Source organism: Rhodospirillales bacterium (genome assembly GCA_023898765.1).
GTDB lineage: Bacteria > Pseudomonadota > Alphaproteobacteria > Micavibrionales > Micavibrionaceae.
This window is the reverse complement of sequence record CP060238.1, coordinates 937,437-952,866: the sequence shown is the minus strand read 5'-3', so window position 1 is coordinate 952,866 and position 15,430 is coordinate 937,437. Positions and strand designations below refer to the sequence as shown.

Here is a 15,430-nt window from a genome sequence, read left to right as displayed (position 1 = left end):
CGCCCCCCTCTAATCTGGCTTAAAAAGGGAATCGACCGTCTTGTCGACGAAAGAACGGTCATCCATAATCTTGGCGCGCATGGCCGGATCAAGAATTTTATAGCTGTCTTCGTACCATTTCGACCCGGGATAGTTATATCCCAGAACGGCGGCCACACGCGCCGCTTCCGTTTTCAACCCCAGGGTCAGATACGCCTCTACAAGACGGTGAAGCGCCTCGGGGACGTGGGTTGTGGTTTGATAGTCGCGTACAACGGTCCGAAAGCGGTTGATGGCCGCGTTGATCTGAACCCGGTTCAGGTAATACCGACCGATTTCCATTTCCTTTCCGGCAAGGTGGTCGAGCGTCAGATCCCTTTTCAGTTTGGCATCGCGCGTATACTCGCTGTCCGGAAAACGTAAAATCAGGGTGTTAAACGCCTCCAGCGCGTCGTTTGTTACAGCCTGATCGCGGGCCACGTCCGAAATCTGCTCGTAATAAGCCAGCGCCTTCAGGTAATAGGCGTAATCAATATCCTCGTTTCCGGGGTGAAGCTCTATAAAACGGTCCAGCGCCAAAATGGCTTCGTCATAGCGGTCGTCCTGATACGCCGCATAGGCCGCCATAAGCTGTGCCTTTGTTGCCCACTGGGAATAGGGATGCTGGCGCTCCACTTCTTCGAAATCCTTGCTGGCCTGCTCATATTCCTTGGAATCCAGCGCATCGGCCGCCTTGTTATACAGTTCCTCCACGGGACGCTCAAGCTGCGCGGAGTCTTCCTTGTTTTTATCGGAAGAACAGCCCGCCGCCAGAAGCGAAAGCGCGGCCAGGGAAACCGTTATAAGAGATTTTTGAACCATGCGTTATTTTTAGCCTGATCGTGTGGATATGAAAAGGAATTTACCTCTCCCTTCCCCATAAATATTCTTCTTTTTTTAAGAAAATCAGGCGATTGCGACAGAAGAGGCCCGTGGTTTTTCGGGATAAACATGACCGTCCGCCTCATCCACGTCCACGAAGAGATCGACGATCTCATAAGCGGAAGGGTCGGCAAAAAGAGCGCGCAGGACCTTGTTGTTCAGCGCATGCCCGCCGCGAATACCTTCATAAGCGCCCAAAACCGGGCCGCCGGCCAGATATAAATCTCCAATTGCGTCCAGAAGTTTATGGCGAATAAATTCATCTGCGCAGCGCAGTCCTTCCGGATTTATCACGCCGCTCTCATCCAGAACGACGGCATTTTCCAGAGATCCGCCCAGTGCCAGCCCTGCGGCCTGCATCGCCTCAACTTCAGCCAGAAATCCGAAAGTCCTGCAATCGGCGATATCGTGCTTGAAATTCCCGTTCACAAGCTTGACCTCATGACGCTGCGTTCCCACATCCGGATGTTCAAAATCTATCTGCCCCGAAAAAACCGGCACGGCGGAAGGGGAAAGGGTCACTTTCTTGTCGCCGTCGCGAACCGTGATCTCTTTCAGAATCCGGATGGCCCGGCGCGGCATGGACTGGACCTGAAGCCCCGCCTCTTCAATGCGCTCGACAAAGGGAGCGGCGCTTCCGTCCATGACAGGAACTTCCGGCGCATCGACTTCGACCAGAACGTTATCGACGCCGCATCCGCGCAGTGCAGACATCAGATGCTCAATCGTCCCGACCGTGACACCATCAGAATTTCCAATCACCGTGCAAAGGCGCGTATCGACAACATGGTCCCATTTTGCGGGAATAAGGGGATTTTTACCTGTGATATCCGTGCGTTTGAAAACAACGCCATGCCCGGACGGCGCAGGCTTTAAAGAAAGGTGAACAGCTTTGCCGGAATGGAGCCCCGTTCCCTGAATGTCAATTTTATGGCGTAAAGTGTGCTGCATCCCTGAATTATATGGGAGAGCGCAGAATTCCTTCAAGACACGGTTTGTATCGCATTGTTACAAAGACAGGGCAAAAAAAGAGGGAGCCGGATTTCCGGCCCCCTTAAAGGGATACTCTGGAGGACACCCGCCAAAAGGCGGGATTCTTTAATTTGCTTGTCGTCTTAGGAAAGCCGGAATATCAAGATCGTTCTCTTTCGTTTCGGATTTCGGGGCCGCAGGCGAATCAATCCCGAGCTGGCCCTGTGAAGGACTGTTTTGAGGCCGCTCCGCACGCAAACCTGAATGGAAAGCTTCCGTTTCCGTAGCGTCTCCCTCATCTCCCTTCGCATAGTGGCCGCGAACGCCGGTAATACGTTCAAACAAAGAAGGGGTTTTCTTACGATGTTCCGCGCTATGCGCCCCCGGCACAGGAGGACGAAGAACAAGGCTTGAATCAGCAGGCGCCCGGACAGGAGCCGGAGGGACAAATTGCCCGCCATACCCTACGGGAGCCTCATTCCGCGGCTCTGCAATCGCAGGTGCCGGCGGGATAAAACGGCCGGCCTGGACACTTCCCCGCAGAACATCTCCCTCAGCATGCATCTGGGGCATTCTGTACTGGGCCGGGGCAGTGGCAATAAACTCGCGCTGTTCGAACATATCCGCTTCGGCGGATACAGATGGCGCCATCGCCGAAACGGGAGGCATAGCCGCAGCTCTGGCCGCCGCCGTTGCGGACTGGATGGTCGTTTCCGTATTTGGCCTTGCGCGCTCCAGTGAGGGCCGCGTATCCGCACTCTGCACATGTCCGACGGATGTAACTTTAACGCCGCCGCCCAAAGAACCCGTTTTTTTGGATTCGACAACATCAATCCCTGTTGCGACGACAGACACCCGCATTTTACCTTCCAGTTTATCCTCGAAGGTGGACCCGAATATGATATTAGCGTTCGGATCGACTTCTTCGCGGATGCGGTTACAGGCTTCATCGACCTCAAACAGGGTCATGTCCGGCCCGCCCGTCACATTTATAATCACGCCCCTGGCGCCCTTCATGGAAACATCGTCCAGAAGAGGATTGCTAATAGCCGCTTCGGCCGCTTCAATGGCGCGGCGCTCCCCTTCGGCCTCGCCGCTTCCCATCATCGCTTTCCCCATTTCCAGCATGGCGGAACGGATGTCGGCAAAATCGAGGTTAATCAGTCCCGGCACGACCATCAGATCAGTAACGCCCCGCACGCCGGATTGCAAAACGCTGTCCGCCATCCGGAAAGCTTCGGGAAACGTTGTTTTCTCATTGGCTACACGAAAAAGATTCTGATTGGGAATAACGATGAGCGTATCCACGAACTCCTGCATTTCCTGAATGCCGCTCTCCGCCATACTCATGCGGTGAGATCCTTCGAAATGGAAAGGTTTTGTCACGACGCCGACAGTCAAAATACCGCTATCCCGGCAAGCCTTTGCAATAACGGGAGCCGCCCCCGTACCCGTACCGCCCCCCATTCCGGCCGTGATAAACGCCATATTGGAGCCTTCGAGATACTGCATCAACTCATCGAGGCTTTCCTCTGCCGCCTGCTTGCCGACGCTCGGTTTTGCGCCGCTGCCAAGCCCGCCGGTGACGTGAACCCCAAGCTGGAGTCTGTCTTCGCAAAGAGACCCCTCAAGCGCCTGAGCATCCGTATTGCAGACAAGAAACTCGCACCCTTCCAAGCCCGACGAAATCATATTATTGACGGCATTCCCGCCTGCGCCGCCGACACCGACAACTGTTATTCTGGGAGACAATTTTTGAACCTCTGGTGTTTGAATTCGAACGTTAATCATTTTGAAACCTCCGTAATTGAAAGGCCTTGGTTTTTGATTCTATGGGCATTTTTCTCGGAACGGAATCCTGAAAATTCATTCGCTAAGAAAAAACGGCAGGTTTAAGTGGCTAAAAAACAGTTTCTCTCCCCCACTCACTTATCAAGAGTCACGTCCAAGTGACTCTTTTGATTCGTGATTTCAGGATTGTCTCACAAGGACCATACCCCGCCAACCCTTGTACACAAATAGCTGTGGATAACTCCTGTATTATCCACTGGACGATTTTGAAAAGTCTTTACCAGTTTTCTTTCCACCAGAATTTCACCCTCTCCCAAAGTGATTCGGGATGGGCGCTCGTCATAATTTCAGCCGGCATTTCATCGTGACGATTGACAAAATAAGTCAAAAGACCGGCTGTGGTTGAAAAGGCGGGACCGCTTACCGCGTCAGGCAAAGAGTTAATGCGAAGGGGACGCCCGAGCCGGACCTGTTTATCCAGAACGGCCTGGGCCAGATCGCGCAGACCGGGCATCTGGCTCGCCCCGCCGGTCAGGACGACGCGGCGGCTTACCGAAGCTTTCAGCCCGCTATCCTCCAGCTTTGTCCGCACCAGCTCCAGAATTTCTTCCAGACGCGGCTGGATAATACCTATCAGAACGGAGCGCGGCACATGGTTGGGGCTGTGGCGATCCGTCTCGCCGACCTGCGGAACATCAATCATTTCATTGTCGTCATGGCTGGAAACCATTGCGCTGCCGTACAGGGTTTTTAAGCGTTCGGCATCCGCGCTGCTGCATGTTAAGCCGCGGGCAATATCGTTGGTGACATGCCAGCCGCCGACAGGAACATGGTCACTGTAAATCATGGCGCCCCCCTGAAAGACCGCCAGAGAAGTCACGCCGGCTCCCATGTCAATCACGATGCAGCCCAGATCTTCCTCGTCCTCGACCAGGCAGGACAGGCCGGCCGCATAGGGAGAGATGCACAGCGCTTCAATATCCAGATGGCTGCGTTCCACACATTCCGCAATATTCTGCAAAGGGCCCAGCTGGGCTGTAACCATATGAATCCCGACTTCCAGATTCTGTCCCACCATGCCGCGGGGATCCCGTATTCCCTCCTGACCGTCTACGCGATACCCGACGGGAATTGTATGAACCAGTTCGTACTCTGCGCTTAAAACCTGCTGCTGGCTTTTGTTTAAAGCGCAGCGCACGTCATTGTCTGTAATGTCATGACCATGCACCTGAATATCGGCAGACAAAATATGGGACTTGGCATGAACGCCCGGCACATTGATAACCACCTCGCGCAAAGGATACCCCTTCATAACATCGGCCGCCATGTTTTCCGCCGTGTGAACACTCTGCCGGATGGCGGATTCGGCAGCTTCCAGATCAACAACGCTGCCGCCCTTAATGCCTTTGGAAGCCTGATACCCAACCCCCATGACTTCGATACTGCCCTCATCGTCCGAAACACGGCCAATAAAGCAGGCGATCTTATGTGTCCCTACATCCAGGGCCGCCACGAGAGTTCCACGAGGTTTGGGGGCATGCTTCATGTTAGATATCACCGCCGGCCGCCGGATTAAAACCTGCTTTATATTCCTGAACGGCGCCCGGATGTGTCCGGACCGTAATCTTGTTCGGATCGCGCAAATCTATAGAGCGCACATCTTTTTTCAAAAGCCCCTCTTCCCTGTGCGTAAAAGAAAGCCGCCTGAGCGCCAGCCCCAGTTCTTCCTCCGGCAATTTCACAATCACACCCGTCTTCAGTTTCAGATCCCAGCGGCGATCTGAAACAAACGTGGCCGCCTCGACCATCTCTTTAATTTCGGGCTCAACCTCAAGCACCTCAAGCAACGCCTGCGCATGGACCGGCGCGTCTTCACCGACAAGGATAATCAGGTCCTGAAACCGCTCCAGCTTATAAGACGTCAAAACGGTCCCCTCTTCGTCGATCACGGAAAGCTTTCCCTTCCGCTGCCAAAGGGCCAGAGGCTTCCGCTCGGTTAACCGGAGATAGACCGTATCGGGGAGACGCCGCTCGACATGGACCGAGCGCACCCATGAAAGTTTCTCCACAGCCTCCTGCGCGGCCTTGGGATTAAAGGCAAAAAGCGGATCGCCCTTTTGCACATTCACAATGGCTTTTAAAGCTTCTGAATCCGTATACTCGCGCCCTTCCACCAGGACATTGCGAACCGAAAATCCGGCCCCGGCGCTCATTTCGAGAACAGACTCCCTCGTCCAGCCGCCCAGACGGTCCGCCGCGCCGGATAAAAACAGCCATGAACCGATCCAGAAGACAAATGCGAGCACGCCGCCAACGACACCCGCACGCTGCACCCAGAAAATCAGGCGCTGCGTTTTAGGGGCGCGCTGCTTGAGGATTGAACTTCGTTTTGTGCCTGTGTGTTGCCGTGACATTTTGCAGTTTCAACCAGATGAGCGCAAAGCGCGGGAAAGGACATACCGTTATAAACGACTTGGGAAGGGCCGATGCTTTCCGCCGTCAGCCCCGGCTGGGTATTGATTTCCAAAAAATACAGGCCTTCCGGCCCCTTTTTGGAGTCATCAAAACGGAAATCACAGCGCGCAAGCCCGCTGCATCCAATTGCATTATACACGGCCTGCGCATTTTCCAAAGCCCTGTCGTAGACTTTTTCCGGCAATTTAGCGGGCAAAACGAGCTCCGTTTTCTGATCATGATATTTGGCCTCATAATCGAAAAAGCCGCCCGTATGGGAAATAATCTCCGTCACCGCCTGCGCCTTGCCGTCCAGAACAGCCACCGTCAGTTCCCTGCCGGGGATATATTCTTCCACCAGGACCTCATCCCCGAAGTGCCAGCTTTCCTCATCCAGCGGCACGTGATTATCGTTTTCCATGACAATACGAATACCCAGGCTGGAGCCTTCACAAGGCGGCTTTACAACGTAAGGCGCTTCCATGACACCTCCGGCCAGAACGTCTTTTTTGGTCACAACTTTCCCGGCCGGACTCTGGACACCGGCAGCCGCTGCGATGCGTTTGGACAACGGCTTGTTCATCCCGATCGCCGAGGCCGTCACGCCGGAATGGGTATAGGGAATGTCCATAATTTCAAGCAGGCCCTGAATCACGCCGTCTTCCCCGCCCTGCCCGTACAGATTGTTAAACACGACATCCGGTTTCGGCGTCAGGTCATCTATCAATTTCCGAATGTCCCGTGTGACATCAATCACGCGCAAATCATATCCGCATTCGCGCAAAGCCGCTTCGACCGCCTTGCCCTTGGTCAGGGACACCTGCCGCTCCGCCGACCATCCGCCGACCAGTAAGGCCACTGTCTTTGTCATGCCCGTTCTCCCATCCTTTTGATTTCCCAGCGTAGCCTGATTCCATGCGTTTCGTAAATACGTTTTCGGATTTCCTCGCCCAAAGCTTCCAGATCGGCGGCGCTCGCCTCCCCTTCGTTAATCATAAAGTTACAATGTTTTTCAGACATTTTTGCGCCGCCGACCCGAAGGCCGCGCCCGCCGACGTCCTCTATAAGCTGCCAGACTTTCGTATCTTCGGGCAAGCCGGCCTGCACCAGTTCCGCAGGCAAAGGGTTGGCGAATGTGGACCCGCCCGTTTTCTCGCGCAAAGGCTGGCTGTCCTCGCGGCGCTGTTTAATCTGCGCAATACGTGCCTTAATTTTTTCAGGCTTGTCCTTTTGTCCCCGAAACGTCGCCGAAATAAAGATGTAATCTTCCGGCGCCTCCGTATGACGGTAGGTCATACCCATTTGATCCGGTGTCAGGACATGAAGAGTCCCTTCCCGGTCCACCGCTTCGCACCTTACCAAAACATCTTTTGTCTCGCGGCCATAGCAGCCTGCATTCATCCTGAGCGCCCCGCCGATAGAGCCGGGAATCCCGCTATAGAACTCAAGACCTGCAATGCCCGCTTCCGCCGCCGCCAGCGCGACATTGGCATCCAGCGCCAAGGCGCCCGCCTTTACAAGGTCCCCTTCCGTTTCAATATCGGCAAAGGCCCGCCCCAGACGAACGGTTACGCCCGGAATACCGCCCTCGCGCACAATCACATTCGACAGCGCGCCCAGCACCGTAACGGGCACATCCCCGGAACAATTTCTGAGAAATGAAATCAGATCCTCTGCATCCGCCGGTTTGAAAAGGACCTCCGCCCTGCCGCCGCAGCCAAACCAGCTCTTCCGCCCCAACGGTTCGTCAAAGCTGTAGCGCCCGCGCACTTCGGGCAGCGAATCCGATATTGTTTTTGCCTTACGCATAGCCGTCTTCATCACCCAATAGTTTGATGGTGCTTCCTTTTCTATTCAACCTATCTATTTGATTTTCCATGACGTTCCAATAGTTTCTTTTTCTTCGCCATGCGGTCATCCGCGATCCGGAGCCTGCCAAGCTGCTGGAGAAAGGCTGCATTCAGCCGTAAAAGTTCCTCATATTCCTGCAGGTTCCTGGTGCGCATGCCGTGTTTCCACGCATTCAGACTGACGCGGGCCTTGCCTGCCTCGCTTTTGGGACCTGTCGATTTTTCCCAGGGTTTCCAGCGCCGGATCGCCTCGGCCTGCTTTCGTTTTCTTTCTTCCGTCCATCCGTTTGCCACGACGTCGCCTCCTTCGGTTTCAGGTCCTGCCGCCCCTATTATAGGATAATTTTCCTATAAAGGAAAGGGGGTTTTTGGGCGGACTTCACACTGTGATTACAGCCTGAAACGTCATGCCCGCAGAGGCGGGCATCCAGCCTTTTGGCCCTGGACTCCCGCCTTCGCGGGAGTGACGAGCAACACGACATACCGCAGGCAGGACACTTATCTGCATAGGCACATTTTGTTTTTACCACGGAGACACGGAGATTCTTTTATAGTCGTTCTTCTTGGGAATTGAATATTTTTTCTGTACCGTCATTCCCCGGATTGGCAGGGCCAATCCTAGGGGAATCTATGGATTGCCCTAGAATCCGCTTCGCGGATTCGGGCAATGACAATATAAAAAATGTCCCGTTCTTAACTCAAATCACTATATTATAAAAACCCGCGATTTTGACATTCGTGTAATGCCCAGCGCGTATAATCCATGATTTTGGGATGTTTCAATGCTTCCGAGACATCTCCATAATGCACAGCTTCGCCCTCATAGCACCCTGTAATCGTCCTATTTCTATCTTGCCAAAAATGGACATGGACCAATTCTTTATGTCCCGTCCAGTCTTCGCTCACGGCACCAATATTAACGACATCCTCTTCGAGGACTTGTGCGCCAAGTTCTTCGTTCAACTCCCTTATCAGCGCTTGCATAATAGTCTCACCTTCTTCAACATGACCGCCAAAAGCATTTAAACATCCGCCCCAACGCCCCCAGTTTACAGGACGTTGCTGTAATAAAAGCTTACGGTCATGCGTTAAGATAACGCAGTCCGCAAGATTCTTATCAAACACGGAAATATCTGTTTTCGTCAGATCAACAACACGAACAGATTGTATATCATGTGACATTAACAAATCCTCCGTGCCTCTGCGTCTCTGTGGTTCAAAAACCTCAAGCGCTTTGTTTTTCGTGAGACTGAAAAATCTTTTCAAGCTGCGCCGGCAGGGCATAGGCCCAGGCGGTGATATTCCCCGCGCCGAGGCACACGATATAATCCCCTGCTTCGGCGATGGCCGCCACGGCCCCGGGCAGGTCGTCCGGCGAAGACAGCACATGCGCGTCCTTGTGCCCGCGCTCTTTGAGGCCCGCAGCGAGATGCTCCTTGTCCGCGCCGTCAATCGGCTCTTCCCCCGCCGGATAGACATCGGCGATAAAAACGCTGTCGGCATCGTTAAAGCAGGTGCAGAAATCATCAAACAAATCGGACAGGCGCGTATAGCGGTGCGGTTGCATCACGGCAATGACCTTGCCGCCGCTTTCTTTGACCGCCTCCCTCGCGGCCTTTAAAACCGCCATGATTTCGACCGGATGATGCCCGTAATCATCAATGACGGTCATACCGCGCACCTCCCCCGTCTTCGTAAAGCGGCGCTTCACACCGGAGAAGTTTTTCAGCGCCGTTTTCATGACCGCCGCGGGCACGCCCATTTCATGCGCAATCGTCAGCGCCGCCAGAGAATTCAGGACGTTATGCGCCCCCAGCATCGGCAAAAACACGTCGCGCAGGATTTCTTCCTTCCCGCCGTTCATCCAGCCTGCAAAGCGCACATCGAATATGTTTCCTTCCCCGTTGCCGCGGACATTTTCCGCGCGCACATCCGCCTGCGGATTAAACCCGTACGTCACCACACGCCGGTCCGACAGCTCGGGGATAAGCGCCTGCACCTGCGCATGATCGGAGCACAGAACCGCGAACCCGTAAAAAGGGAGATTTTCAACAAAGGTCCGAAAGGCCGCCTTCACCCCGTCAAAAGAACCGTAATGGTCCATATGTTCGGGGTCGATATTCGTGACCACCGCGACCGTCGCCGGAAGCTTTGTAAAGGTTCCATCGCTCTCGTCGGCTTCGACAACCATCCAGTCGCCTTCGCCAAGGCGCGTGTTGGTGCCGTAACGGTTGACGATCCCGCCATTGATAACCGTCGGGTCATAGCCCGCTTCCTCCAGCATCACGCCTACCATCGAGGTCGTGGTCGTTTTCCCGTGCGTGCCGCCAATCGCGATCGACCATTTCAGCCGCATAAGCTCCGCCAGCATCTCGGCGCGGCGCACCACAGGCATGCGTTTTTCACGCGCAGCCTTTAATTCCGGATTGTCCGGTTTGATCGCCGTCGAAACGACAACAATGGACGCCCCTTTGATATGCGCGGCCTCGTGCCCGACAAAAACCCGGATGCCCTTTTCGCGCAGGCGCACCACGTTCGGCCCTTCGGCAATATCGGACCCCTGCACCTTATAGCCCAGCGCATGCAGGACTTCGGCAATCCCGCTCATCCCGATCCCGCCGATCCCGACGAAATGAAGCGTCCCTATATCCAGCGGCATTGCGCGCATTGTTCTAAATCTCTTAGTGTCCTTCGTGGTTCAAATTCATTCTTCCTAATCATGCCGTCCCTGCGTGAGGTCAAAAGGCTTGGAGGCCTCTTTGTCCCAGCCCGACGCCAGCGCGGTGACCAGATTGCCCAGCTTCCGTGCAGCATCCGGCCGGCCGCACGTCCGCGCGCCTTCCGCCGCCTGAAACAGGATTTGCGGATTTTGCAAAAAGGTTTCAATGCGCGCCAGGAGCGCTTCGGCCGTAAAGCCGTTCTGGCTCATCACCCAGGCGCCGCCGCTTTCGGCCACCGCGTCCGCATTCCGCTTTTGCTGCTGGTCCTTGTGATGCGGATAGGGCACGAAAATGGCCGGACGCCCCGCCGTCGTGACTTCCGCCACTGTCCCCGCGCCCGAGCGCGCGATCACCAGATGCGCCGCAGAGAGTTCCTCCGCCACATTTGTAAAGAACGTCTCCAGCCGGGCCTTGATGCCCGCCTGTTCATAGACGCGGCGCGCCGCTTCAATATCTTCTTCGCGGCATTGCTGGACAATGTTCAGCCGCGCCTTGTAAGCGTCCGGCAATTTCGAGAACGCCTCCGGCAACACCTCGCTGAAAACGCTTGCCCCCTGCGACCCCCCCATCACAAAAATATGCAACGGGCCGTCCTGTTCAATGGCCGGATAAGGCTGGTTATATAAAGCGGCAATTTCCGGGCGCACGGGGTTTCCCGTGACCACGCTACGCACCAGATCGCTGTCTTCCAGCCCTTCAATATCCGGCAGGCCCAGCGCAATCCGGTCGGCCTGCGGCGCCAGCCATTCGTTGGCCTTCCCGATCACCGCGTTCTGTTCATGAATAATGGTCGGAATTTTTTTCTTCTGCGCCGCATAAACAGCCGGATAGGAGGGATACCCGCCAAAGCCGACCACAACGGCCGGATGTAAGCGCTCCATCAGCCTTCTCGCCTGAAGATATCCGACCCCCAGCGCCAGAACCGATTTTATCTTGCTCAAAACCCCCGAACCGATACCGCCCGACTTTAAGGTGTAAAGCGGCACGCCGCCGGCAAAAGGTTCGTATTTTTTGCCCCGGCTGTCGCTCGCCAGCGCAACCCGGTACCCTCTGGAGATCAGGTCGCGCGCCAGCGCGTCGGCCGGAAACATATGGCCGCCGGTGCCGCCCGCGCTTAAAAGGATCAATTTGCTTTGCGTACTCACTCTTTTCCTCCGATGCCGCGGAGGGATAATCCCCCCCGCGCGATACCCGATTTTGCCTGCCGTCTTGTCAAGGCTAAGACCATACCCATTGCCATGGACATCGACAAGAGGGATGAACCGCCGTAACTGACAAAAGGCAGGGTCATCCCCTTGGCCGGGAGCAAATGCAGCGCAGATCCCATATGAATCAACGCCTGAAGCCCGAACATGCATAAAAGCCCGCCGGTGGCCAAAACAACAAAAAGATCGTCGCTGTCCATGATCCGGTTAAATCCCCGTATCAGAACATAAGCATAAAGCGCAATCAGAATAACGACAAAGAAAAGCCCAAGCTCTTCCCCCGCAACCGAAAAAATAAAATCCGCATGCGCATCGGGAAGGGAAAGCTTCACGCTGCCCTGCCCCGGCCCCGTCCCGAAAAAGCCGCCGCTTTGAAAGGCCTCCAAAGACCGGTCAACCTGATAGGTGTCGCTGCCTTCCGGATGAAGGAAACGATCGACCCGGCTGTGCACATGGGAAAAACTGAAATAGGCAAAGACGGACGCCGCCACAAGCGCGCCGCAAAGCAAGACAATCCAGCGCAGCGGAATCCCCGCAAAGAAAATCAGGCCGAGAAAGCAGGCCGTTACCACGAAACTCATCCCCATATCCGGCTGCATCAGAAGCAACCCGAGCACGGCGGCATAAAGCCCGCACGCCACTTTCATGCCCGAGAAACCGGACTCTTCGCGCCCGGAACTCATAAACCATGCCGCGACAAGGATAAAAGCGGGCTTTACAAACTCGCTGGGCTGAAGGGAAAAACCGAAAAGAGGAAGCCACCGCTGCGCCCCTTTGACTTCCTCGCCGAAAATCAAAACCAGAACCATCGCGATCATGCCGCCGCCCAGAACGAGAAACGCGCTCCGCCGAAGCAGGCGAAGATTCATCATCGAAAACAAAAACAGCACGGCCAGAGAAGGCACAAGCAAAACAAAGTGACGAAAGACGAAATGATATTGCGGCGCGCCGATCCGCAGCGCCACAGGCGGACTGGCCGTCGCCACCAGCGCCATGCCAAAAACGATAATGACCAGAAGAACGGCCAGCATGCGCCGGTCCACCGTCCACCACCAGCGGCCGAGAAAAGAATGGTCTGTGCGCTGAAACATGCTCATAATTTCTCCACCAAGGCCATAAACAAGTCGCCGCGCTTCTCATAGCTGCGGAACTGATCCCATGACGCGCAGGCCGGCGCCAGAAGAACCGTCCCCTTTCCGGCCGCCTGCGCCGCTTTATGCGCTTCCGGCAAGGCCGAGTCCAACGTTTTATTGAGGCAATAAGGGATCTTGTTCTTCTCCATCCAGACGGAAAAGTCTTCCGCCGCCGCCCCGATCAGATAGGCATGGCGAATTTTATCCGCGTACGGCTCCAGCCCTTCAAGCCCCCCGTCTTTGGCAAGACCGCCGGCGATCCAGTAAATATCGTCATAACAGCCCAGCGCTTTTTCGGCCGCCTGCGCATTCGTCGCCTTGCTGTCGTTTATATAGGAAACGCCGCCGATCCTGCGCGCCAGATATTGCCTGTGCGGCAGGCCGGGATAGGTCTTCAGCGCCTTCAGAAACAGGTCCGCACCAACCCCGAACTGGCAGGAAACACCGTAAGCCGCGCAAATATTCTGATAGTTATGCGCCCCGCGCAATGTCTCCAGCCCTTCAATCTTTCCAACCTCTTTTTGCCCGCCGCTGCGGTCGTCTATCAACACACCGCCGCGCACAAAAATGCCGCCCTCCACCTCTTGTTCGACGGAAACGGGAATCATTGTCCGCTCTCCCCGCTCCCGCACCCTTTCATAAACAAGGCGGCTATGCGCATCGTCCACGCTGCAAACCCCCACGCCCTTTCCTTCGAAAATCCGGGCCTTGGCCTCTACGTATTTTTCCAGCGTGCCGTGCCGGTCGATATGGTCCGGGGAAATATTCAGGAAAACGGAAACATCAGGACGAAAATCCGGGCACAAATCCATCTGGTAAGAAGAAATTTCCAGCAAAAAGCACCCGTCTTTTTCAGGCAGGTCCGTATCCAGAATGGCCGTGCCGATATTCCCGCCCATTGTACAGCCGATCCCGCCGGTTTTGAAAATATGATGGAGCAGGGCCGTTGTCGTCGATTTTCCGTTCGTGCCCGTAATTCCGATTATTTTTCGCGACAGGTCCGCGCGATGCAGGATTTCAAGATCGCCCAAAATCTCGATCCCCAGTGCCCTCGCTTTTTCGACGACCGGGTGCGGCGCGGGAAAATGGAGCGGCACCCCCGGCGATAAAACCAAAGCGGCGCATTCCGATATATCCTCTTTTAAAACGGCCCCGATCTCTTCGGCCTGCCGGCGCCCCTCCGGATCGTCATCCCATGCAACGACCTGCGCGCCGCCCTGAAGAAGCGCCCTCACGACAGACAGGCCGGACACCCCCAGCCCGAAAACGGCGACGGGCTTTGCCTTCAAGGATTTTACAAATGCGGAAACATCAATCATCTCAGCTTCAACGTAGACAACCCGACAAGCGCCAGAATAACGGCAATAATCCAGAACCGGATCACAATTGTTGGCTCAGACCATCCTTTCTTTTCGAAATGATGATGGATCGGCGCCATGCGGAAAACGCGCTTGCCCGTCATCTTGAAAGACATCACCTGCACAATGACGGAAACGGTTTCGAGCACAAAAAGCCCGCCAATAATGACCAGGACCAGTTCATGTTTCACGATCATCGCAATCGCTCCCAGCCCGGCCCCCATGGACAAAGAGCCCGTATCCCCCATAAAGACCGCCGCAGGGGGCGCGTTAAACCACAAGAATCCCATCCCCGCGCCGATCAACGCCCCGCAGATCACTGCCAGTTCCCCGCTGCCGGGAACAAAATGAACCCCCAGATAACCGGAAAAAACGGCATTCCCGACCAGATAACTGATAAAGCCGAAGCATCCGGCCGCAATCATCACAGGCCCGATCGCCAGCCCGTCAAGACCGTCCGTCAGGTTCACGGAATTGGAAGCCCCGACGATCACCAGAACGGAAAACGGAATAAAAAGAACGCCCAGAGGCAAAAGATAGTCCTTCACAAACGGGATGGCCAGACCGCTGTCCAGCGCATCGCTTGTAAAATGCAGGTAGGCCAGCACGGCGCAAAACGAAATGGCGCATTCCAGCGCCAGGCGGACTTTGCCCGGCACGCCGTTATGCGAGCGGTTGGTCAGCTTCACGTAATCGTCGGCCAGCCCGACACAGCCGAACGCCAGAACGACCAGCCCCACGATCCAGACATACGGGTTGGTCAAATCCGCCCAAAGCAAAACGGAAATACCGGAAGAAATCAGGATCATCAGCCCGCCCATCGTCGGCGTGCCCGCTTTTTTAAAATGCGTATCCGGCCCGTCCTCCCTGATGGGCTGCCCTTCTTTTTGCTTTTTCTTAAGCCACCTGATCGTCATCGGCCCGATGACAAAGGCAATAACCAAAGCAGTCACAACCGCCCCGCCCGTCCGAAACGTCAGATAGCGGAACAGGTTAAAAAGGATGAAATCATCCGAAAGGGGAACAAGCAAATTATAGAGCATTTCC

At 55.3% G+C, this 15,430-nt stretch carries 14 protein-coding genes; all 14 read right to left on the bottom strand.

Translation table 11 applies throughout. The annotated features are described in order from the left end of the window. Positions 1 to 9: 9 nt before the first annotated feature. Entirely contained in the window at positions 10 to 840 is an 831-nt protein-coding gene (locus tag H6853_04610) for an outer membrane protein assembly factor BamD (GenBank protein ID USO02834.1), read from the bottom strand. Positions 841 to 924: 84 nt separating this feature from the next. Further along, positions 925 to 1,851, bottom strand: a complete 927-nt coding sequence (locus H6853_04605; GenBank protein ID USO04547.1) for a UDP-3-O-acyl-N-acetylglucosamine deacetylase — start codon at positions 1,849 to 1,851, stop codon at positions 925 to 927. A gap of 147 nt (positions 1,852 to 1,998) precedes the next feature. Then, positions 1,999 to 3,663, bottom strand: a complete 1,665-nt coding sequence (ftsZ, locus tag H6853_04600) for a cell division protein FtsZ (GenBank protein USO04546.1) — start codon at positions 3,661 to 3,663, stop codon at positions 1,999 to 2,001. A 277-nt stretch (positions 3,664 to 3,940) separates the two neighbouring features. Next, positions 3,941 to 5,209 (bottom strand): cell division protein FtsA, encoded by a 1,269-nt coding sequence (gene ftsA / locus H6853_04595; GenBank protein ID USO04545.1) that lies wholly within the window; start codon positions 5,207 to 5,209, stop codon positions 3,941 to 3,943. Between the two features lies 1 nt (position 5,210). Further along, positions 5,211 to 5,876 carry an FtsQ-type POTRA domain-containing protein gene (locus tag H6853_04590; GenBank protein ID USO04604.1) on the bottom strand — a complete coding sequence of 222 codons (666 nt, stop codon included), beginning with the start codon at positions 5,874 to 5,876 and terminating at the stop codon, positions 5,211 to 5,213. Positions 5,877 to 6,004: 128 nt separating this feature from the next. After that, positions 6,005 to 6,988 (bottom strand): D-alanine--D-alanine ligase, encoded by a 984-nt coding sequence (locus H6853_04585; protein USO04544.1) that lies wholly within the window; start codon positions 6,986 to 6,988, stop codon positions 6,005 to 6,007. After that, positions 6,985 to 7,926: a UDP-N-acetylmuramate dehydrogenase gene (murB, locus tag H6853_04580; GenBank protein USO04543.1), complete on the bottom strand. Its 942-nt coding sequence runs from the start codon at positions 7,924 to 7,926 to the stop codon at positions 6,985 to 6,987. The genes H6853_04585 and murB overlap by 4 nt, the downstream gene beginning before the upstream one ends. 50 nt (positions 7,927 to 7,976) lie before the next feature. Continuing rightward, positions 7,977 to 8,261: a hypothetical protein gene (locus H6853_04575; protein ID USO04542.1), complete on the bottom strand. Its 285-nt coding sequence runs from the start codon at positions 8,259 to 8,261 to the stop codon at positions 7,977 to 7,979. Between the two features lie 417 nt (positions 8,262 to 8,678). After that, complete coding sequence (locus tag H6853_04570) at positions 8,679 to 9,149, bottom strand: NUDIX domain-containing protein (protein USO04541.1); 471 nt, start codon at positions 9,147 to 9,149, stop codon at positions 8,679 to 8,681. Between the two features lie 43 nt (positions 9,150 to 9,192). Then, positions 9,193 to 10,635 (bottom strand): UDP-N-acetylmuramate--L-alanine ligase, encoded by a 1,443-nt coding sequence (locus H6853_04565; protein USO04540.1) that lies wholly within the window; start codon positions 10,633 to 10,635, stop codon positions 9,193 to 9,195. Positions 10,636 to 10,680: 45 nt separating this feature from the next. Then, on the bottom strand, positions 10,681 to 11,832 hold the full coding sequence (gene murG / locus H6853_04560; protein USO04539.1) for an undecaprenyldiphospho-muramoylpentapeptide beta-N-acetylglucosaminyltransferase: 1,152 nt from the start codon (positions 11,830 to 11,832) through the stop codon (positions 10,681 to 10,683). After that, positions 11,829 to 12,989: a putative lipid II flippase FtsW gene (gene ftsW, locus H6853_04555; protein ID USO04538.1), complete on the bottom strand. Its 1,161-nt coding sequence runs from the start codon at positions 12,987 to 12,989 to the stop codon at positions 11,829 to 11,831. Before ftsW ends, murG begins: the two co-directional genes overlap by 4 nt. Then, a complete protein-coding gene (locus tag H6853_04550; protein ID USO04537.1) occupies positions 12,986 to 14,344 on the bottom strand; it encodes a UDP-N-acetylmuramoyl-L-alanine--D-glutamate ligase in 1,359 nt (452 codons plus the stop codon). The genes ftsW and H6853_04550 overlap by 4 nt, the downstream gene beginning before the upstream one ends. Beyond that, positions 14,341 to 15,426 (bottom strand): phospho-N-acetylmuramoyl-pentapeptide-transferase, encoded by a 1,086-nt coding sequence (locus H6853_04545; GenBank protein USO04536.1) that lies wholly within the window; start codon positions 15,424 to 15,426, stop codon positions 14,341 to 14,343. The genes H6853_04550 and H6853_04545 overlap by 4 nt, the downstream gene beginning before the upstream one ends. Positions 15,427 to 15,430: the final 4 nt, after the last annotated feature.

Bases quoted from the DNA above. Each gene is read 5' to 3' on its own strand.
- H6853_04610 (USO02834.1), bottom strand. From the start codon at position 840: ATGGTTCAAAAATCTCTTATAACGGTTTCCCTGGCCGCGCTTTCGCTT.
- H6853_04585 (USO04544.1), bottom strand. From the start codon at position 6,988: ATGACAAAGACAGTGGCCTTACTGGTCGGCGGATGGTCGGCGGAGCGG.
- H6853_04590 (USO04604.1), bottom strand. From the start codon at position 5,876: ATGAGCGCCGGGGCCGGATTTTCGGTTCGCAATGTCCTGGTGGAAGGG.
- H6853_04570 (USO04541.1), bottom strand. From the start codon at position 9,149: ATGTCACATGATATACAATCTGTTCGTGTTGTTGATCTGACGAAAACA.
- H6853_04550 (USO04537.1), bottom strand. From the start codon at position 14,344: ATGATTGATGTTTCCGCATTTGTAAAATCCTTGAAGGCAAAGCCCGTC.
- H6853_04545 (USO04536.1), bottom strand. From the start codon at position 15,426: ATGCTCTATAATTTGCTTGTTCCCCTTTCGGATGATTTCATCCTTTTT.
- ftsZ (USO04546.1), bottom strand. From the start codon at position 3,663: ATGATTAACGTTCGAATTCAAACACCAGAGGTTCAAAAATTGTCTCCC.
- H6853_04565 (USO04540.1), bottom strand. From the start codon at position 10,635: ATGCGCGCAATGCCGCTGGATATAGGGACGCTTCATTTCGTCGGGATC.
- murB (USO04543.1), bottom strand. From the start codon at position 7,926: ATGCGTAAGGCAAAAACAATATCGGATTCGCTGCCCGAAGTGCGCGGG.
- ftsW (USO04538.1), bottom strand. From the start codon at position 12,989: ATGAGCATGTTTCAGCGCACAGACCATTCTTTTCTCGGCCGCTGGTGG.
- ftsA (USO04545.1), bottom strand. From the start codon at position 5,209: ATGAAGCATGCCCCCAAACCTCGTGGAACTCTCGTGGCGGCCCTGGAT.
- H6853_04605 (USO04547.1), bottom strand. From the start codon at position 1,851: ATGCAGCACACTTTACGCCATAAAATTGACATTCAGGGAACGGGGCTC.